Annotated in this window: 19 protein-coding genes, 1 tRNA gene and 1 pseudogene; 8 read left to right on the forward strand and 13 right to left on the reverse strand. The window is 65.9% G+C overall.

Translation table 11 applies throughout. The features are described 5' to 3' along the window. Nucleotides 1–154: 154 nt before the first annotated feature. Nucleotides 155–928, reverse strand: coding sequence for a ferredoxin--NADP reductase (locus AC0L30_RS23940; protein ID WP_007597827.1), 774 nt, complete (start codon nucleotides 926–928; stop codon nucleotides 155–157). 400 nt (nucleotides 929–1,328) lie between these two features. Between AC0L30_RS23940 and AC0L30_RS23945 the strand changes: the two genes are divergently transcribed. After that, nucleotides 1,329–2,132 (forward strand): ATP-grasp domain-containing protein, encoded by an 804-nt coding sequence (locus AC0L30_RS23945; protein WP_007597828.1) that lies wholly within the window; start codon nucleotides 1,329–1,331, stop codon nucleotides 2,130–2,132. Between the two features lie 21 nt (nucleotides 2,133–2,153). Here the strand turns inward: AC0L30_RS23945 and AC0L30_RS23950 are convergent, their stop codons facing one another. From AC0L30_RS23950 to AC0L30_RS23985, 8 genes and pseudogenes are all read right to left on the reverse strand, one after another. Beyond that, nucleotides 2,154–3,002 carry an amidohydrolase family protein gene (locus AC0L30_RS23950; RefSeq protein ID WP_007597829.1) on the reverse strand — a complete coding sequence of 283 codons (849 nt, stop codon included), beginning with the start codon at nucleotides 3,000–3,002 and terminating at the stop codon, nucleotides 2,154–2,156. Nucleotides 3,003–3,101: 99 nt separating this feature from the next. Continuing rightward, nucleotides 3,102–3,356 (reverse strand): annotated as a pseudogene (locus tag AC0L30_RS23955) (aldo/keto reductase); the annotation flags it as partial. A 102-nt stretch (nucleotides 3,357–3,458) separates the two neighbouring features. After that, nucleotides 3,459–4,391, reverse strand: a complete 933-nt coding sequence (locus AC0L30_RS23960) for a sugar-binding protein (RefSeq protein WP_007597831.1) — start codon at nucleotides 4,389–4,391, stop codon at nucleotides 3,459–3,461. 94 nt (nucleotides 4,392–4,485) lie between these two features. Next, the gene (locus AC0L30_RS23965) at nucleotides 4,486–5,568 is read right to left on the reverse strand and encodes an ABC transporter permease (RefSeq protein WP_007597832.1); all 1,083 of its coding nucleotides are present in this window, start codon (nucleotides 5,566–5,568) and stop codon (nucleotides 4,486–4,488) included. After that, on the reverse strand, nucleotides 5,568–6,326 hold the full coding sequence (locus tag AC0L30_RS23970) for an ATP-binding cassette domain-containing protein (protein WP_007597833.1): 759 nt from the start codon (nucleotides 6,324–6,326) through the stop codon (nucleotides 5,568–5,570). Before AC0L30_RS23970 ends, AC0L30_RS23965 begins: the two co-directional genes overlap by 1 nt. A 12-nt stretch (nucleotides 6,327–6,338) precedes the next feature. Then, nucleotides 6,339–7,661 carry a xylose isomerase gene (gene xylA, locus AC0L30_RS23975; protein ID WP_007597834.1) on the reverse strand — a complete coding sequence of 441 codons (1,323 nt, stop codon included), beginning with the start codon at nucleotides 7,659–7,661 and terminating at the stop codon, nucleotides 6,339–6,341. Beyond that, nucleotides 7,662–9,116 carry a xylulokinase gene (gene xylB / locus AC0L30_RS23980; RefSeq protein ID WP_473405329.1) on the reverse strand — a complete coding sequence of 485 codons (1,455 nt, stop codon included), beginning with the start codon at nucleotides 9,114–9,116 and terminating at the stop codon, nucleotides 7,662–7,664. A gap of 83 nt (nucleotides 9,117–9,199) precedes the next feature. Continuing rightward, nucleotides 9,200–10,258, reverse strand: coding sequence for a LacI family DNA-binding transcriptional regulator (locus AC0L30_RS23985; protein WP_007597836.1), 1,059 nt, complete (start codon nucleotides 10,256–10,258; stop codon nucleotides 9,200–9,202). A gap of 112 nt (nucleotides 10,259–10,370) precedes the next feature. Here AC0L30_RS23985 and AC0L30_RS23990 point away from each other — a divergent pair, with 112 nt between their 5' ends. Next, nucleotides 10,371–10,898, forward strand: a complete 528-nt coding sequence (locus AC0L30_RS23990) for a DUF1003 domain-containing protein (RefSeq protein WP_007597837.1) — start codon at nucleotides 10,371–10,373, stop codon at nucleotides 10,896–10,898. A gap of 1 nt (nucleotide 10,899) precedes the next feature. Here the strand turns inward: AC0L30_RS23990 and AC0L30_RS23995 are convergent, their stop codons facing one another. Continuing rightward, on the reverse strand, nucleotides 10,900–11,367 hold the full coding sequence (locus AC0L30_RS23995) for a GNAT family N-acetyltransferase (protein ID WP_007597839.1): 468 nt from the start codon (nucleotides 11,365–11,367) through the stop codon (nucleotides 10,900–10,902). Nucleotides 11,368–11,377: 10 nt separating this feature from the next. After that, the gene (locus AC0L30_RS24000; protein WP_473405330.1) at nucleotides 11,378–11,959 is read right to left on the reverse strand and encodes a helix-turn-helix domain-containing protein; all 582 of its coding nucleotides are present in this window, start codon (nucleotides 11,957–11,959) and stop codon (nucleotides 11,378–11,380) included. 169 nt (nucleotides 11,960–12,128) lie between these two features. Here AC0L30_RS24000 and AC0L30_RS24005 point away from each other — a divergent pair, with 169 nt between their 5' ends. Next, nucleotides 12,129–13,121, forward strand: coding sequence for an alpha/beta fold hydrolase (locus AC0L30_RS24005; RefSeq protein WP_007597843.1), 993 nt, complete (start codon nucleotides 12,129–12,131; stop codon nucleotides 13,119–13,121). 4 nt (nucleotides 13,122–13,125) lie between these two features. Here the strand turns inward: AC0L30_RS24005 and AC0L30_RS24010 are convergent. Then, a tRNA-Gly gene (locus AC0L30_RS24010) sits at nucleotides 13,126–13,199 on the reverse strand. Between the two features lie 171 nt (nucleotides 13,200–13,370). Here AC0L30_RS24010 and AC0L30_RS24015 point away from each other — a divergent pair. The 5 genes from AC0L30_RS24015 to AC0L30_RS24035 all read left to right on the forward strand — a co-directional run bounded on the left by AC0L30_RS24015 (nucleotide 13,371) and on the right by AC0L30_RS24035 (nucleotide 16,389). Beyond that, nucleotides 13,371–13,949, forward strand: a complete 579-nt coding sequence (locus AC0L30_RS24015) for a methylated-DNA--[protein]-cysteine S-methyltransferase (RefSeq protein WP_007597844.1) — start codon at nucleotides 13,371–13,373, stop codon at nucleotides 13,947–13,949. 9 nt (nucleotides 13,950–13,958) lie between these two features. Continuing rightward, complete coding sequence (locus AC0L30_RS24020; RefSeq protein ID WP_007597845.1) at nucleotides 13,959–14,798, forward strand: helix-turn-helix transcriptional regulator; 840 nt, start codon at nucleotides 13,959–13,961, stop codon at nucleotides 14,796–14,798. Nucleotides 14,799–14,854: 56 nt separating this feature from the next. Then, nucleotides 14,855–15,214, forward strand: coding sequence for a VOC family protein (locus tag AC0L30_RS24025; RefSeq protein ID WP_007597847.1), 360 nt, complete (start codon nucleotides 14,855–14,857; stop codon nucleotides 15,212–15,214). 190 nt (nucleotides 15,215–15,404) lie between these two features. After that, entirely contained in the window at nucleotides 15,405–15,806 is a 402-nt protein-coding gene (locus tag AC0L30_RS24030) for an SRPBCC family protein (protein ID WP_354127007.1), read from the forward strand. A 100-nt stretch (nucleotides 15,807–15,906) separates the two neighbouring features. Continuing rightward, nucleotides 15,907–16,389 (forward strand): hypothetical protein, encoded by a 483-nt coding sequence (locus tag AC0L30_RS24035; protein ID WP_473405331.1) that lies wholly within the window; start codon nucleotides 15,907–15,909, stop codon nucleotides 16,387–16,389. Here AC0L30_RS24035 and AC0L30_RS24040 read toward each other — a convergent pair. Next, nucleotides 16,386–17,831 carry an MATE family efflux transporter gene (locus AC0L30_RS24040; RefSeq protein ID WP_473405332.1) on the reverse strand — a complete coding sequence of 482 codons (1,446 nt, stop codon included), beginning with the start codon at nucleotides 17,829–17,831 and terminating at the stop codon, nucleotides 16,386–16,388. The two genes, AC0L30_RS24035 and AC0L30_RS24040, sit on opposite strands and share 4 nt — an antisense overlap. Between the last annotated feature and the right edge of the window lie 8 nt (nucleotides 17,832–17,839).

Here is a 17,839-nt window from a genome sequence, read left to right on the forward strand (position 1 = left end):
CCCCCCCGCGCCGCGCGCCGCCCCCCCCCCCCCCCCCCCCCCCCCCCCCCCCCCCCCCCCCCCCCCCCCCCCCGTTCCTCCCCCCCCCCCCCCCGCCCCCCCCCCCCCCCCCCGGCGGGGCGGCGGCCCCCCCCCCCCCCCACGCCGAGAGGGCCTACCGCTCGACGAAGGCCTTTTCGATCACGAAATGGCCGGGCTTGTTGCCGGATCCCTCGACGAAATCGCGGCCCTCGAACATCAGTTTCAGCTCTTCGAGCATCGCCGGGCTGCCGCACATCATGATGCGGTCGGTCGCGATGTCGAGCGGACCCTGGCCGATGTCGTTGAAGATCTGCTCGGAGCTGATGAGGTCGGTGATGCGGCCGCGGTTCTTGAACGGCTCGCGGGTCACGGTCGGGTAGTAGATGAGCTTGTCCGCAAGCAACTCCCCGAACAGTTCGTCCTCGCGAAGACCGGCGACGAGCTTCTCGCCATAGGCGAGCTCGGAGACCTGACGGCAGCCATGCACCAGCACGATGCTGTCGAACTGGTCGTAAACCTCGGGGTCCTTGATCAGGCTGGCGAAGGGCGCCAAGCCCGTGCCGGTCGAGAGCAGCATCAGCCGCTTGCCGGGGATGAGGTTGTCGGTGATCAGCGTGCCGGTCGCCTTGCGGCCGACCAGGATGGTGTCGCCTTCCTTGATCTTCTGGAGACGCGACGTCAGCGGGCCGTCCTGAACCTTGATCGAGAAGAACTCGAGCTCTTCCTCGTGGTTGGCGCTCGCCATGCTGTAGGCGCGGAGCAGCGGGCGGCCCTCAACCTCGAGGCCGATCATCGCGAACTGGCCGTTCTGGAAGCGGAAGCCGGAATCGCGGGTTGCGCGAAAGCTGAACAGGGTGTCGGTCCAGTGCTGGACGGAAAGAACCTTCTCTCGGTAAAACGCGCTCATGATTTTCGATATTCCGAATAATTGCGGTTTTAGGGCAAAAGCGTTGCCCGGCCCCTGAAAGCGGAGCGGACACCATTGCCATGGCGGAGGATTTCGCGAGTGTGATCTACGCCATTGAGACCAATAATCAACCTCGTTCCGGATGCAATTGATGCCGGTCAAACCGGCATTTGCGGCGGAAATGGTCACACCATTAATGGATCTGCTGTCCGGCGCATGCGGAGGGCAATTTCTTTTCCCTCCGGGGCTCGAATACAGCACTTAATTTCCGTAGTGCTCGCGAGAATTTCATTAAGAATAGCTCTGATTTCACCCCCGTTTGGCGCCGTTTCCCGGATTTTTGCGGCTTTTGGCGCCAAGATCGACTGGAACTGACGACTGGGACTGGCGACTGAGACACATGGCGAGCGGCGAGCGGATCTTCGTGCAGGCGATCAAGCGCTATTGCGCGACCCATGGCATCGCGCTCGATGTCCGCGCCGATGGCTGGCTGCTCGCGATGCGCCGGGGCGAGCAGCGCCACTTCGCGTTCGGCTACGACATCGGCCTCAACAGCGCCATCGCGCACCGCCTGGCCAACGACAAATCGGCCGCCGCCGAGGTGCTGGCGCTCGAGGGCGTGCCCTGCATTCCCCATCGCCTCTTCCTCAATCCGAAGTTGGGCGGGAAGGTTGTCGGCGTCGCCTGGCGAGAGACCATGCTGGCGTTGCTTCACGACAATCCGCAAGGCGTGGTGGTGAAGCCGAACGACGGGACATCGGGACGATCCGTCTTCAGGGTAACGACGGAAACAGAGCTCGATCATGCGGTTGGCGAAGCCTTTTCGATGAGCGCCGGACTCGTGATCTCACCCTATGTCGTGATCGAGGATGAAGTTCGCGTGGTACTGCTCGACGATGTGCCACTCGTCGTCTACAGCAAGCAGCTTGGCCCGGATTGGCGGCACAATCTCGATGCGGGTGCAACGCCCGTGCTGATGCGGGACGACGATCTACGCGCAGCCTGCGCAAAGCTCGCCATCCACGCCGCCAACGCCATCGGCATCAGCTTCGCCTCGGTCGACCTCGTGCACGTCGACGGCGTCTGGCGTGTGCTCGAGATCAATTCCGGCGTGATGATGGAGGCGCTGGCGAAGCTGCATCCGGAGCTGGTGCAGACGACGTACGATGCCGCGCTGGATCGGGTGTTTGGTGGAGAACACTGAGCGACGCGCGCGCTGGCGACTTCAACTCACCGGCAGCCGATACGCAGCCTTGGCATTCACGCCGAACGCCTTCTCCCGCACCTGCGGCCCGAGCTCCATCAGGCACGCCTCCAGCGCGCCCTTGATCTCGCCATAGCTTCCCGCGAGCAAACATACCGGCCAGTCCGAGCCGAAGATCAGGCGATTCTCGCCAAAGCAGGTCGCGGCGTGCGCGACGAATGGAAACAGCCGCTCCGCATTCCAGTCGCTCCACACCGCTTCCGTCGCCAGCCCCGAGACCTTGCACCAGACATTGCCGCAGGCCGCGAGTGCCGCGATGCCATTGGACCATTCAGTGCTTCCGCCATCGGCGATCGGCGGCTTGGCTGCGTGGTCGAGCACGAAGCGCGCCTGCGGGAACGCTTGTGCGGTTGCGATCGCGGCCGGCAGCTCGCGGGTGCGGACCAGGAAATCGTAGGCGAGATCGTGCGCGAACACGGCCGTGAGGCCGCGCTGGACGTCCTCGCGCAACAGCCAATCCGGGTCGGCCTCGTCATGGACCTGGTGGCGGATGCCGACCAGCTTGTCGCCGCCGGGCGAAGCACGCAACTGCTCCAGCGTCTCGCCAAGTTCAGCGTCGGTCAGATCGGCCCAGCCGACGATGCCAATCACTGACGGCGTCGCATGCGCGATCCGCAAAAATTCCTCGGTCTCCGCCAGTGCGGAGCGGCACTGCACCAGGATGCTCGCGTCGATGCCGTTGGCTTTCAAGAGCGGCGCGAGATCGGCCGGACCGAAGGCACGCCGGAGCGGCGTGAGCTCGGGCGCGTCCATCCAGGGATAGTCGGCGCGCGCGGGATCCCAGAAATGCTGGTGAGCGTCGACGATCATGCCTTACGCTCCGCCCGGCAATGGCGTGCGGGCATCGACGAGTTTTCGCCCACGCAGCTCCCAGCTCATCTCCGTGCCGTGCTTGCGGCAGAGCTCGTCGAGCAGGCGATCGACCTTGGTCGAGATGGCGCAGGAGTCACGGGGTTGTTGCCGCAGGAATGCCCCAAGGCGACGCTCCGCGAGGCCGAAGCCGTAGAGCGGCGCGGTGTCGAAGAAGCGGATTCCGAGCGACCAGGCGCGGGCGATGGTCGCTTCCGCATCGGCATCGCTGACGGGGGTGAACAATCCGCCGAGCGGGGCGGAACCGAGGCCGAGTGAGGTGATATCGAGAGAGCCGAGCCGCGACCTTTTCATTCCCATTGCCTCAACAGTCTTCCCCAACAGCGAAATCATCTCTCCCGCTTGCGACAAGCGCAAGCGGGAGAGGCACGCAGGAGCGCGGGGCTGGCGACGCTCCTACTTCAACATCTGCGCAACGTTGTCCTTGGTGACGAGATCGAGGCCGGTGTAAACAATCTCCGGCACCTTCTCGCCCTTCTTGATGGCGAGCAGCGTGTCCATCGCCTTCTCGCCCATCTCGAACGGACGCTGACCAACCAACGCATTGGCATAGCCATCGCGCAACAGCTCGAGCTGCATCTTCAGCGTATCGGCCACGACAAGCGTGAACTTGCCGGAATCGATATCCTTCTTGTACCTGGAGGCGAAGGCCTTGAAGCCTTCGGGGGCGAACATCGGCCAGCCGCCGATGGGAACGATCGCGGCGAGGTCGGGCGTCGCGGTGCGCATGTCAGTCATCTGCTGAACCGCCAGCGCGGGATCGTCGTTGCAGAACGTCGGCGAGCCCGCGACCTCGGTCCATTTCGAGCCCTTCAACGCCTCGCGGACGCCGTCGACGCGTTCGGCGAGGTTCTTGGCACCGGGACCACCCGAGACCATGGCGTATTTGCCGCCGTCGGGCCGCAGCTTCAGGAGCTGCTTGCCGAGGGCCACGCCGAACTCCTTGTTGTTGGTGCCGATATAAGCGATGCGCTTGGCGCCGGGCGCATCGGCGTCGAAGGTGATGACGGGGATGCCGGCCGCGGTCGCCGCGTCGATCGACTTGGTCATCGCCGCGACGTCGGCAACGGATATGGCGAGGCCATCGACCTTCTGGGTGACGAAGTCCTGGATGATCTGGGCCTGCGTCGCCGGCTCGTGCTCGACCGGTCCCTTGTAGATGCACTCGATATTGCCGAGCTCCTTGGCACGCTTCAGGCAGCCGTCGCGCGCGAAGTCGAAGAACGGATTGTTCATCGCCTTGGGCACGATCACGAACCGGTAGTTTGCGGCAAACGCCGGCGTAGCCATCATCGCGACCGCGATTCCGGCAAGAATAAATTTCCTCATCGTCTCCTCCACCCTTCTTTGGCGCCTGTCCTCTTGAGATCGTCCGGGAAGCGGACAGGCGGCATTTTCGTTGCCGTCCCGGAGCGACGTCGTTTCAGATCATCCGCGAGCGGATGCGGTCGACCAATACGGCCAGGATGATGATCACGCCCACCAGCGTCTGCTGCCAGTAGGAGCTGACCTGGGCGAGCACGAGGCCGTTGCGGATCACCTCGAGCAGCACGCAGCCGACGATGGCGCCGAGCGGACCGCCGATGCCGCCGGCGAGATTGGCACCGCCGATGACGGCCGCAGCGATCACATTGAGCTCGTAGGACGTCGCCATGTTGGCCGGCGCCGACCCGAGCCAGCCGGAGATGATGATGCCCTGGAGGCCTGCGGCGAGCGCGCAGATCACATAAACCTCGATCTTCACCCGCACGACCGGGATGCCGGTGAGTTCGGCCGCCTTCTCGTTGCCGCCGAGCGCGAACACGTGACGGCCGAACGCGCTGTGGTGCAGCAGCACGGCCATCGCCAGCGCGAGGACGATCAGATAAATGAATGGCACCGGCACGCCGAGCACGTCGCCCGAGGTGAGCGCGTAGAAATAATCGGCATCCGGCCCACCTGGAAAGCTGCCGCGTCCGTTGGAGACGACATAGCCGAGCCCGCGCACGATCGAGAGCATGCCGAGCGTGGTGACGAACGGCGACAGGCCGAGCACCGCGATACAGAAGCCGTTGACGAGGCCGGCGAGCAGCGCGACGCCGAGGCCGGCGAGAAGCGAGACCACCAGGATCAGGCCGGGGACATTGGCGAGCACGGTCTTGCCGTCGGCCGCCATGTGCACGAACAGGGAGCCTGCCGGCGAGCCGGGCGCCGACAGCTCGGTCATCACCATCGAGGTGACCATGGCGGAGAAGCACATCATCGAGCCCACCGACAGATCGATGCCGCCGGTGATGATTACGAAGGTGACGCCGAGCGTCGCAATGGCGATGAAGGAGAAATTCTTCGCCACGTTCTGCATGTTGCCTTCGGTGAAGAAGTACGGGCTGGCGAAATGCATGACCACCAGCAGCACTGCCAGCGCGAGCAGGACATAGCCGGTCTGGGACGCGAAGATGCCGCGCTGCCACCATCTGATCTTGCCGATGTTCGAAAAGGTGATCGGGGATTCCAAGGGCATGGCCATCACGCCGCCTCCTTCGCGCCAGTGATCAGGGCGGTGACCTCCTCGGGAGAGGTCTGGTGGATGGGCTTGTCGGCCCGCTTTTCGCCGCGGCGCATGACGATGACGCGATCGCACACCGCGAACACGTCGGGCATGCGATGCGAGATCAGCATCACGGCAACGCCCTGCTCCTTCAGCCGGTGGATCAGGCCGAGCACCTGCTCGACCTGGCGGACCGAGATCGCGGCCGTGGGCTCGTCCATCATGACCAGCTTCGCGTTGGAGAGCCGCGTCCGCGCGATCGCAACCGCCTGGCGCTGACCGCCCGACATCTGCTTGACGAGATCGTCGGGGCGCGTCTCCGAGCGCAGCTCGCCGAACAGCTCCAACGCACGCGCAGCCATCGCTTTGTGGTCGAGCAACGCGAACGGCCCTATCCTGCGCTTCAGCTCGCGGCCGAGAAAGACGTTGGCTGCCGCCGTGAGATTGTCGGCGAGCGCAAGGTCCTGATAGACCACCTCGATGCCGACGCCGCGGGCATCGACGGGCCGGTTGAAATGAACCGCACTGCCGGCGAAGCGGATTTCGCCGTGGCTGGGGCGGAAATTGCCGGCGATGATCTTGACCAGCGTCGACTTGCCCGCGCCGTTGTCGCCCATCAGGCCGACGACCTCGCCGGGGAGGACCTGCATGTCGACATCATGCAGCGCGCGGATGGCGCCGAACTCCTTGCCGATGCCGGTCAGCTCGAGGACCGGTGTCGCTTGTGCATTTGTCATCAGCGGCCTTCCTCAGACGTAGCGGTTGACGAGGGATTCAAGATATTCCTGCCGACCCGAGCGCGGCTGCGGGTCAAAGCCCGGGCCGTGCGCACGGTCGGCAAGCTCGGCGAGCGAGCGCTGGCCGCCGAGAATGGCGCGGCCCTCGGGCCCGGCCCATCCCTCATAGCGTTTCGCGAGCGGCGCAGTGAGCACGCCCGCGTCGAGCATGTCCGCGGCAGCGAGCAACGCACGCGCGCAGGCATCCATCGAGCCGACATGGGCATGGATCAGATCGTCGGGATCGATCGACTGGCGCCGGATCTTGGCGTCGAAATTCAGCCCGCCCGAGCTGAAGCCGCCGCGGCTCAGGAGCTCGTGGAACACCAGGGCAAGCTCGGGCACGTTCATCGCGAACTGGTCGGTGTCCCAGCCGAGCAGATCGTCGCCGCGGTTGATGTCGAGCGAGCCGAACACACCCAGGGCCTCCGCGAGCGCGACCTCGTGATGGAAGGAGTGGCCGGCGAGGATGGCGTGGTTCTGCTCGATGTTGAGCTTGACGTCCTTCAGCAGGTCGTAACGCGCGAGGAAGCCGTAGCAGGTGGCGACGTCGAAATCATATTGATGCTTGGTCGGCTCCTTCGGCTTCGGCTCGATCAGTACTGGTCCCTTGAAGCCGATCTTGTGCTTGTGCTCGACGACCAGCGAGACGAAGCGGCCGAGCTGGTCGAGCTCGCGCTTGAGATCGGTGTTGAGCAGCGTCTCGTAGCCCTCGCGCCCGCCCCACAGCACGTAGTTCTGGCCGCCGAGACGGTGCGTCACTTCCAGAGCGGCGCGGACCTGGCCGGCGGCATAGGTGAAGATCTCGGGGTCCGGATTGGTGGCCGCGCCCGCCATGTAGCGGCGATGCGTGAACAAATTGGCGGTGCCCCAGAGCAGGCGCACTTTGCTCGAGGCCATCTTCGCTTCGAACAGATCGGCGATGGCATTGAGGTTGGCGACGGATTCGCCAAGCGAGTTACCTTCCGGCGCCGCATCGACGTCGTGGAAGGTGAAGAAGGGCACGTCGAGCAGACGAAACAGTTCGAAGGCGACGTCAGCCTTGGCGCGCGCCTGCGCCATCGCATCGGCGCCGTGATGCCAGGGTCGCAGGAACGTCTCGCCGCCAAAGGGATCGCCGCCGGGCCAGCACAACGAATGCCAATAGCAGACCGCAAAGCGCAGATGGTCCTCCATCCTGCGGCCATGGACGAGGCGGTCCTTATCGTACCAGCGGAAGGCAGGCGCGTTTCCCGCATCCCCGCCGGCGAAGGCGACAGGTACGCTTGTATCGAAGAATTTCGCTGACGCGTTCACTTAGGCACACTCCTTCAAGGCGGGATAAAGTTCGCGCCAGCGGCGATAGGCCTCGTCATAGGCCGCACTGATCGATGGGCGAGGCGTAAAGCTCGCGAGCCGGCGCGGACGGGTGCAAACCGCAGCCGCGTCTTCGCCGGTGGCGGCGAGCCGTCCGAGCCTGGCGGCGCCGAGCGCCGCCCCGACCTCGCCCTCCTCGACGCGGTGGACGGGAATGCCGAGCACATCTGCGCAGATCTGCGCCCACAGCGGCGAGCGCGAGCCGCCGCCGACGAGATCGACCTCGGCAAGCGGTCCGCCGGCCGCGCTCAGCGCCGCCAGATTGTCGCGCGCGGCGAAGGCGACGCCTTCGAGCACGGCCTGAACGATCTGGGAGCGCCCGGTCGCACCGCGCAGGCCGACGAAGGCACCGCTGGCGGCGGCATCGTTGTGCGGCGTGCGCTCGCCGTCGAGATAGGGCAGGAATTTGACCGGACTCGGTCCATCGACGCGCTCGCCGAGCGGCGCCAGCAACGCTGCGGCCGGAACCTCCATCACGCCGGCGAGCCAGGCCAGCGAAGCCGCAGCCGACAGCATCACGCCCATCTGATGCCAGCGGCCGGGCAGCGCGTGACAGAACGCATGGACCGCCGAGGCCGGCGCCGGCGCGAACCGATCAGTGACGCGGAACACCACGCCGGATGTGCCAAGCGACAGGAAGGCATCGCCCGGCGCGATGGCGCCGAGCCCGATCGCGCTCGCGGCATTGTCGCCGGCGCCGCCGGCGACCACGACATTCTTTGCCATGCCCCAGCGTTGGGCGTAATCCGGCGCGAGCGTCGCGCTGACCTCGCTGCCCTCGACCAGGCGCGGCATGTGGTGGAGATCGAGCCCGGTGGCATGCAGCAGCAGCGCCGACCAGCGGCGCAGACCGACGTCGAGCCACAGCGTGCCGGCCGCGTCCGACATGTCCTCGATCATCTCGCCGGTCAGTCGATAGCGCACATAGGCCTTCGGCAGCAGCACCTTTGCGACGCGCGCGAAGATTTTTGGCTCATGCCTGGCGACCCAGAGCAGCTTCGGCGCGGTGAAGCCGGGCATGGCCAGATTACCGGCGATGGTGTGCAACGAGGGGCAGCGCCGCTCCAGCGCGACGCATTCGGCGTGCGAGCGGCCGTCGTTCCAGAGGATCGCGGGACGCAGCGGCCGTCCGTCCTCGTCCAGCAGCGTCGCGCCATGCATCTGGCCGGATAGCCCGATGCCGCGCATCCGCGCGACCTCGCGCGGATGGCGGGCGGCAAGATCGTCGACCGCGCCGACCGCCGCATCGACCCAGCCATCGGGATCCTGTTCGGACCACAGCGGCGCGGGATGCGACAGCGCGAGCTCTCGCGCCGCCGTCGCGACAACCGCGCCGGCTTCGCTGACGAGCACCGCTTTCACACCTGATGTGCCGATGTCGATTCCGAGAAACACGCCGTCCTCCCTTTCGCCTGTTGCGGTGCGCGAACTCAAGGTCGCCTTATCCGCAACGGGGTCGTTTTGAATTCCACCTGCCGTTAAGGCAGATTGTCTCGCATCACGATGTCGATCCTGATCTTCTCCTGTTCGCGCAAGATCGGCTCGCCACGGGCGAGCGCGAGCAGCACGCGCACGGCGGCGCGCGCTTCGTGTCCGGGATTCTGCGAGATCGCGGCATGCATCACGCCCTGCAGCAGCAGCCGGCGCGTCAGCGCGGTGAGGTCGTGTCCGACGAACACCACCTGCCTGTCGCGGCCGGCATCGCTCAAGGCCTTCTCATTCAACGCGTTGGCGACGCCTTGCGTGCCGGCGCCGACATTATAAAGACCCACAATATCGGTATGCCTGCCCAGCAGCCGCACCAACAATTGTTCCGAACGCGCGTCCTCGTCGCGTCCTTCGAGCACCGGCAGCACGCTGAGGCCGGGGAATTCCGACGCCATCACCTGGTTGAAGCCAAAAATGCGCTCGGCATGGTCGCGAAGGCCCTGCGAGCCCGCGACGATCGCAACCTTGCCGGACTTTTGTCCGACCAGCCGCCCGACCAGCGCGCCGGCGGTGCGCCCCGCGGCAATGTTGTCGATACCGACATAATGGTGCCGGCGCGACGACGGCACGTCCGAGACCAGCGTCACGACCTTGGCGCCGGCATCGACGAGATCGTCGATGGCGGCGCGGACGCCGGGATGGTCCAGCGCGACCACGGCGATGCCGTCGTAATCATCCGAGAGCCCTTCAAGGGAAGCGGCGAGCACGGACGGATCGAACACGTCGGTCGCGACCGTCTCGACGCCGAGGCGGCGGGACGACAGCCAGCCCGACATCTCGCCGAGATAGTCCTGGATCTGCTGCATGAACGGGTTCGGCCCCGACGGCATCACGAAGGCGAAACGGCGGGCGCGGCCGCGGGCGAGCTCGGCGGCGGCCACGTGCGGCTGGAACGAATTGCGCTCGATCGCCTCCTTGACGCGCCGGACCGTATCCGGCCGCACGCCCGGACGATTGTGCAGGACGCGGTCCACCGTCGCGAGGCTGACGCCGGCCTGGCGGGCGATGTCCTTCAGCGTCAGCGCAGTCGTGGTGAGCGTCTCGGCCATGGCTGAAGGCTAGCAGAGGTGTTTTGAGGTACGCAACTCATTTTGAGGGGCGGCGAGCATTTTCCCTCGGCTGAGCCCAGGAACAGCTTTTCCCGTCCGCCGTTGCTGCCCCGTGCATAACGATATCACCCATGATCCCGGTGAGGGATTGAGCCCGACGCTCGAGCGCAACATCCAGGCCCTGGTCGAGCGCCGCCGCCGCGAGCAGCGCGGTGCCAGGGGTCAGGAAAAACTTGCCGATGCGATCACGGCGTTCACCGGCAGCATGGCGTTCGTCTATCTCCATGTCGCGGTGTTCGGCTTCTGGATCATCGCCAATCTGCACTGGCTGCCGGGAATCCCGGCCTGGGACGAGAGCTTCGTGGTGCTGGCGATGATTGCTTCGGTCGAGGCGATCTTCCTGTCGACATTCGTGCTGATCTCGCAGAACCGCATGAGCGCAGCAGCGGACAAGCGCGCCGATCTCGATCTCCAGATCAGCCTTCTCGCCGAGCACGAATTGACCAAGGTTGCCCGCCTGCTCACGCAGATCGCCGAGCGGCTCGACGTCCAGCCCGATTCGAAGCGCGATCTGGAGGAGGCAAGCCGGGACATCGCCCCCGAGCGCGTGCTCGACAGGATCGAGGAGACGCGCTCCTGAGCTATCGGCTCGCCGACAGATCCAGGGTCAGGAACAGGCTGTTGGGATCCTCGACATAGCCCTGGAACGGGCCGCAGAGGACAAAGCCATGCGCCTGGTAGAGCGCGTGCGCCGGCTTGAAATAGTCCCAGGAGCCGGTTTCGAGGCTGAGCCGCGCCATGCCGCGCGCGCGGGCTTCCGTGATGATGTGGCGGAGCATCTCACCGCCAAAGCCGCGCCGCCGCGTGGTCTGGAGCGTGTGCATCGACTTCACCTCGCCATGCGCTCCCGACAGCGACTTCAGCGCACCGGTGGCGACCAGCGTGTCGCCGTCCCAGCCGGTCCAGAACGCGACTTCCGGGGCACGAAGCCCGGCGAGATCAAGCGCATGCGCACTGCCCGGCGCGGTCTGTGCTCGCGCCGCCGCAACGTGATGGTCGAGCAGCGCGATGACGCGCGGATCAAAGGTGTCGCCGGTGCGGATCTGCATCGTCAGGGCCTCACATCTTGCCGTAGGACGCGCCGCGGCGCGTGATGATGACGTAGCGCGCGTCCTGTCTGGTCTCGTTCTCGAAGATCACCGCGCGCATCACGTCGAAGTCGAGACAGTCGCCTTCGTGCAGGCGAACCGCCTTGGCGTCGATGTGCACGGCGATCGCGCCCTCCAGCATCAGCAGCTGCTGGGTGAAGGCGTTGCGCCCCCAGGGGCTGTACGGCACCCGCGCGCCGGCCGGCAAATCGACGACGATAACCTCGATGCCGCTCGCCGCGTCCGTCGGCGAGGCGTGACGGCGGCGATAGCCGCTGTCGGGATCGCGCCAGTGCGGTTGGTCGGCGAGCCGCACCAGCCGCTCCGGCGGCTTTTCGGCCAACGCCACCACGTCGCTCAAGGACACATCGAGCGCCGCGCAGAGCTTGTTGAGCAGCGACGCCGTCGCACTGCTCTGCGCCCGCTCCACCCGCCCGATCATAGCCCGGCTGACGCCGGACCGCGCCGCCAGTTCGTTCAGCGTCATGCCGGCTTGCGTCCGCACCGTCTTCAATCGGCGACCGATCGCGCGGTCGAGCTTTTGCTGGTCCATGATCTCTGATCCAAACGTTGCCCGTCGCAGGGACCGCATCCGCCGGACGAGAAGATTAGGCCGGAGCAGCGGCGTATGCCGGGATCGACGGGCTAATGTATTGGAACCTTTGCGCGCGGGGCAGCAACGTTTAGGATGGGCGCAATCACGATGCAGCGGGAGGTGTGGCATGAACGGACCGACGCAACGGATCATCAAGGCCAACGGCATCAGCCTCAACGTCGCCGAACAGGGCGAAGGGCCGCTGGTGCTACTCTGCCACGGCTTTCCGGAAGGTTGGTATTCCTGGCGTCACCAACTCGCGGCGCTGGCCGCGGCCGGCTACCACGCTGTCGCGCCCGACATGCGCGGCTACGGCAAGAGCGACAAGCCCGAGGCGATCGACCAGTATACGATCCTCCACATGGTCGGCGACCTCGTCGGCGTGCTCGACGCTTTCGAGGCGAAGGACGCCGTCATCGTCGGGCACGACTGGGGCGCGACGATCGCCTGGCACACGGCGCGCCTGCGGCCCGATCGCTTCCGCGCCGCCGCCATTCTCAGCGTGCCCTATCGACCGCGCGGTCCGGTGCCGCCGACGAGTGTAATGCCACAGACGTCGGACGCGCAGTTCTATCAACTGTATTTCCAGGAGCCGGGTGTCGCCGAAGCAGAATTCGAAAGAGATCCGCGTGCAACGCTCGGCGCCATGCTCTATGGCGGTTCCGGCGAGGGCGCGGCGGTGATCCGCGCCAATGCCGAGCGTCAAGGGCGGACCGCCGGTGTCGGCATGGTCTCTCGCAAGGACGGCTTGCTACCGAAAATGCAGGTGCCGCTGCCGCCGTGGCTGAGTAGCGCGGACCTCGACTATTACGGTGCCGAATTTGCCCACAGTGGGTTTCGCGGACCGCTCAATTACTATCGCAACATCGATCGCAACTGGGAGCTGATGGGCGCCTTCGAGGGCGTCAAGGTGGTCGTGCCCTCGCTCTTCATCGCCGGCGACCACGACATGGTCATGGCCTTCCCCGGCGCCGCCGAGCACGTTGCCAACATGAAGCAATGGGTGCAGCAACTGCGCGGGATCAAGATGCTATCTGGGTGCGGACACTGGACGCAGCAGGAACGGCCGGCGGAGGTGAATGCGGCGATCGTGGAATTTCTGCGGAGCCTGCCGAACTAAAGGATGGAGCGGGCGAAGGGAATCGAACCCTCGTATGCAGCTTGGGAAGCTGCCGTTCTACCATTGAACTACGCCCGCGGATGCGCAGCCTGCGCCCGCTCTGATTAGCCGAGACGGCGCATCTCGCCAAGCGCTTTGGCGCAGGCCGCCTGACCCTTCTTAAGTTTCCGGTAAGATTTTGGGTGCGCCGGATTGTGGCGGTGTTATGATCGCCTGTCTGGGGAGACGTGCACTGAGTGGGGCGTGTGCATGGTGGGGCGTGGCTACGCGATATTCGACACGACCATAGGGCGCTGCGGCATCATCTGGAGCAGCACCGGTATCGTCGCCGTGCAATTGCCCGAGGCGCGGGAGATCGACACCCGGCGCCGGATTTTCCAGGTCCATCCCGAGGCGCGCGAGCAGCGGCCGTCCGCGAACGCCGCGTTCGCGATCGAGGGCATCGTGGGCTTGCTGCAAGGCAGCGATGCTGATTTTTCCGAGGTCAGCCTGGATGCGAGCGGGGTGCCCGGCTTCAACCGGCGGGTCTACGAGGCGGCCTGCGCCATCCCGCGCGGGGAGACGCGCACCTATCACGAGATCGCCAAGGCGCTGGGCGCCTCCGGCGCCGCGCATTCTGTGGCACAGGCGATCGCGAAAAATCCCTACATGCTGATCGTGCCCTGCCACCGGGTGCTGGAGGCCGGCAATTACACCGACCGGCTCTCGCCCTATGGCGGGGTGATCTCCAAGCGGCGGCTGCTGTCGCTGGAGGGCGCCCATCCGATCGCCAGCAAGACGCTGTTCGACGTGCTGCTGCCCGTTGCCTCGCCGAGGCCCTCCACCTAGATAGGCGGGATGGATGCAACCACGCTGCTGACGACCCCCTCGATGACCGTCTCCGAGTTTCGCTGCGACGCGGGACCGGACGACAGCCCGTTTGCGGAGTGTCGCACCGGCCATTCCATTGCCTATGTCCGCGCCGGAAGCTTTGGCTGTCATTGCCGCGCCGGCTTCTTCGATCTGGTCGCGGGCTCGATGCTGGTCGGTGCGCCGGGCGAGGAATACACCTGCACGCATGAGCATGTCGCCGGCGACGTCTGCCTGTCCTTTTTCCTCGGCGAGGATCTGGTCGACGCGCTCGGCGGCCGGCGAGACGTCTGGCAGGTCGGCGCAACGCCGCCGCTGCCCGAGCTGATGGTGCTGGGCGAGCTCGCCCAGACGGCGGCAGATGGCAACAGCGACCTCGGTCTCGACGAGGTCGGCCAGATCCTCGCCGGCCGTTTCGTCGATGTCGTCTCGGGCAAGGCGCGCAAGCCGACGACGCCGACCGCGCGCGACCGCCGCCGTGCCGTGGAAGCCGCGCTGTGGATCGACGCCAATTCGCATGCCGAAGTCGACCTCGAACAGGCGGCGCGGCAGGCAGGGCTCAGCCCGTTCCATTTCCTGCGGCTGTTCTCGGCCGTGCTCGGCGTCACCCCGCATCAATATCTAGTGCGCTCGCGCCTGCGGCATGCGGCGCGGCTGCTGACCGACGACGACATCGCAGTTACCGACATCGCCTACGACGTCGGCTTCGGCGATCTCTCCAACTTCGTCCGCACCTTCCACCGCGCCGCCGGCGTCTCGCCGACCAAGTTCCGTCAGGCCTCGAAGGGAGAGCGCAAGATTCTCCAAGAGCAACTCATCCTCAACTGACTAGGTTCGTCTCCGGCGCGCGCCGATTGCGGCGCGCTTTGGCAATGGAGACGACCATGTACGACCATATCGGATTGCGCGTTGCCGACCTCGACGCCGCAACGCGCTTCTACACCGCAGTGCTGGCGCCGCTCGGTTATGTCCTGTGCTCAAGCGGCGACGGTTATGCCGGCTTCGGACCGCAGGGCGCGCCGGCGCTGTGGCTGCACCTGAACAAGGGGCGGAAAGCCGATGGCGCGCATATCGCGTTTCGCGCTGGGGATCATGATTCGGTCAAGGCATTCCATAGCGAGGGCCTGAAGAGCGGCGGTCGCGACAATGGCGGCGCCGGCCCGCGCAAGGATTACAGCCCGACTTACTACGCGGCGTTTTTGATCGATCCCGATGGCAACAATGTCGAGGCGGTTTGCACGTGAGTACGGCAGGCCTCACCACACACATTGTCATGCCCCGGCTTGACCGGGGCATCCAGTACGCCGCAGCTTCTCGATTCATCACAGCGGCCTCTGGAATACTGGATCGCCCGATCAAGTCGGGCGATGACAGCTGAGATGACGGCGCTATCGCTCGCTTCTCTACATCACAGGATTCAACCAGGATTCAACAATGGCCTCCATCCACAACGACATTCCCCTCAACGCCCCGGCGCGCGACGTCTGGGATGCGGTGCGTGATTTCGGCGCGCTGCATCGGCGGCTGGCGCCGGGCTTCGTCACGGCCTGCGCGCTCGACGGCGACGCGCGCGTCGTCACCTTCGCCAATGGATCGGTGGCGCGCGAGGTGCTGGTCGATTGCGACGATGCGCGGCAGCGGCTGGTCTACGCGATCAACAACGAGCGGCTGAAGCATTACAGCGCCTCGGTGCAGGTGATCGCCGAGGGCGAGGCGAGAAGCCGCCTGGTCTGGATCATCGACATGCTGCCGAATGAGCTCGCGCCCTATGTGCAGGGACAGACCAAGGACGCTGTCGCCGCCATACACCGAGCGTTTCCAGCGGCGGCTGCGTGATATTTCTCACAGAGCCCCGCCCTTGTCCGCCGTAACCATGGCGGCGTGCGCCCGGTTGGCTCCGCTCTCCCGGCGGCGCCACGCACGCGAGGAGCAGGCCATGAGAGGTGCGGACAAGGTGATCTGCCAGGCGGCCGCCGTGCTGCTGATGTTTTCGATTTCGAGCGCGCCGGCAAAGGCGCAATTCCTCGGCGGCGGCGGTGCCGGCGGCGAGGACATGATGACCCAGATGGCGCCGATGCTGGAGATGATGAAGGCCAAGATGGGCAAGCGCCGCTTCGGCATGATGATGCAGACCATGGGCCCAATGATGAGCCGCATGATGGAGAATGGCGGCGGCGGAATTGGCGGCCTCGGCGGCGGCAATCTCGGCGGCGGTTTCGGGGCGCCCAATTACGGCGGCTACGCACCGATGGGCGCAGGCGGATATATGCTGACTGGAATGAGCGGCATGGGCGGCGGCGATATCATGGGCATGCTCGGCGGCGCCGGTGGCGGCGACATGATGGCGATGATTCCGCAACTGATGCGGCTCGCCAATGTCGGCGGCGGTGGCGGCCATCGCCGCCACAGGCATCGCTAGTCCGCAGCGGCCGACAGAGCCGGCCTGATCGCAGGTTTGGTTTGGCGCGGTCCCCAGCGCGTCAGCACCACGCTGGAGGACGAGAGCAGGCCGAGCACGACCATCGAGCTCGCCGCCAGCCAGAAGAAGCTTTGCGCGGTGGCATCGTGCGTCGACAGCCACCAGCCGACCGCCGAGATGTAGATCAGCCGCGCGGTCTGCGCCAGCACCGGGCCGATTACCTTGGCAGCGCCCTGCGACGAGAAATACATCGTCGAGGCAAGGCCGATGAAGGCGTAGAACGGCGCCACCGTCGACAAATATTGATGGCTGGTGGCGCGCACGGTCGCGCTGTCGGTGAAGATGTTGACCCAGAGATCGGGGAAGATCGCGACCAGGCAAGCCGGTGCACCGACGGCGACGAAGGCGCTCGCGGCCGCGATCCAGGCGATGCGCCGCGCGCGGGCGATGCGACCGGCGCCGACCGCCATGCCGATCATCGGCACCGAGGCGATGCCGAACGAGAACGCGATCGAGGTCAGCAGGAATTCCAGCCGCGCACCGATGCCGTAGCCGGCGAGGATCGCGGTGCCGAATTTCGCAAGCATGTGGGTGAAGATCGAGATCGTCAGCACCGATTGCAGCGGCGAGAAGCAGGCGATGGCGCCGACCTTCAGGATGTCGAAAAACATCGCCCATTGGATCCGAAGTCCGCGCAGTTTCGGCGTCACGCGGGCGCGGCCGGAGAACAGGTACCAGCCCATCACGCCGATGTTCATGCAATAGGCAATCAGCGCGCCGGCGGCGACGCCGCGCATGCCGAATTGCGGCACCGGACCGAGCCCGAGGCCGAGCGTGCCGCCAAGCACGATCTGCCAGGCCGCAGAATTGAGGATCAACAGCGACGGCAGCTTCATGTTGCCGGTGCCGCGGAGGACCCCGGCCATGGTGTTGAGTAGCCAGGGCAGCACGGCGCCGCCGAAAAACACCTGGGTGTAGGCGATCGCATGCGTCAGCACGTCGCCGCGGCCACCGAGCATTTCCAGAACGCGCGGTCCGAAGATCAGCATGCCCAGCATGAAGACGAGGCCGAAGCTGATTCCGATCAGCAGCGCGTGCGCGGCGAGCGTCCCGGCACGCTCGCGATCGCCGGCGCCGAGCGCGCGCGCGATGGCGGAGGCCACCGCGCCGCCCATCGCACCGCCCGACATGGTCATGGTCAGGATCACTGTCGGAAACACCAGCGCCATCGCGGCCAGCGCTTCCACACCAAGACGTCCGATATAGGAGGTCTCCGCAATCACCGTGCAAGTGCCGGCTGAGAGCGCGACGACGTTGGGCCAGGCCAGTCCGAGCAGCGTGCGCAGGATCGACCCGTCCATCAGCGCGCTCCTCACAGGGCGCGGGGGCGGCGGCAGCGGACGCTCTTGTTCATCGACCGGGATTTCGGCGATGTCTGACATGTCCTCTC

The organism is Bradyrhizobium sp. MI1.11, assembly GCF_055811255.1.

Bases quoted from the DNA above. Each gene is read 5' to 3' on its own strand.
- AC0L30_RS24020 (WP_007597845.1), top strand. From the start codon at position 13,959: ATGGATGCAACCACGCTGCTGACGACCCCCTCGATGACCGTCTCCGAG.
- AC0L30_RS24025 (WP_007597847.1), top strand. From the start codon at position 14,855: ATGTACGACCATATCGGATTGCGCGTTGCCGACCTCGACGCCGCAACG.
- AC0L30_RS23960 (WP_007597831.1), bottom strand. From the start codon at position 4,391: ATGAGGAAATTTATTCTTGCCGGAATCGCGGTCGCGATGATGGCTACG.
- AC0L30_RS23995 (WP_007597839.1), bottom strand. From the start codon at position 11,367: ATGCAGATCCGCACCGGCGACACCTTTGATCCGCGCGTCATCGCGCTG.
- AC0L30_RS24040 (WP_473405332.1), bottom strand. From the start codon at position 17,831: ATGTCAGACATCGCCGAAATCCCGGTCGATGAACAAGAGCGTCCGCTG.
- AC0L30_RS23950 (WP_007597829.1), bottom strand. From the start codon at position 3,002: ATGATCGTCGACGCTCACCAGCATTTCTGGGATCCCGCGCGCGCCGAC.
- AC0L30_RS24000 (WP_473405330.1), bottom strand. From the start codon at position 11,959: ATGGACCAGCAAAAGCTCGACCGCGCGATCGGTCGCCGATTGAAGACG.
- AC0L30_RS23945 (WP_007597828.1), top strand. From the start codon at position 1,329: ATGGCGAGCGGCGAGCGGATCTTCGTGCAGGCGATCAAGCGCTATTGC.
- AC0L30_RS24035 (WP_473405331.1), top strand. From the start codon at position 15,907: ATGAGAGGTGCGGACAAGGTGATCTGCCAGGCGGCCGCCGTGCTGCTG.
- AC0L30_RS24005 (WP_007597843.1), top strand. From the start codon at position 12,129: ATGAACGGACCGACGCAACGGATCATCAAGGCCAACGGCATCAGCCTC.
- AC0L30_RS23965 (WP_007597832.1), bottom strand. From the start codon at position 5,568: ATGGCCATGCCCTTGGAATCCCCGATCACCTTTTCGAACATCGGCAAG.
- AC0L30_RS23985 (WP_007597836.1), bottom strand. From the start codon at position 10,258: ATGGCCGAGACGCTCACCACGACTGCGCTGACGCTGAAGGACATCGCC.
- AC0L30_RS24030 (WP_354127007.1), top strand. From the start codon at position 15,405: ATGGCCTCCATCCACAACGACATTCCCCTCAACGCCCCGGCGCGCGAC.
- AC0L30_RS23940 (WP_007597827.1), bottom strand. From the start codon at position 928: ATGAGCGCGTTTTACCGAGAGAAGGTTCTTTCCGTCCAGCACTGGACC.
- AC0L30_RS23970 (WP_007597833.1), bottom strand. From the start codon at position 6,326: ATGACAAATGCACAAGCGACACCGGTCCTCGAGCTGACCGGCATCGGC.
- AC0L30_RS24015 (WP_007597844.1), top strand. From the start codon at position 13,371: ATGGTGGGGCGTGGCTACGCGATATTCGACACGACCATAGGGCGCTGC.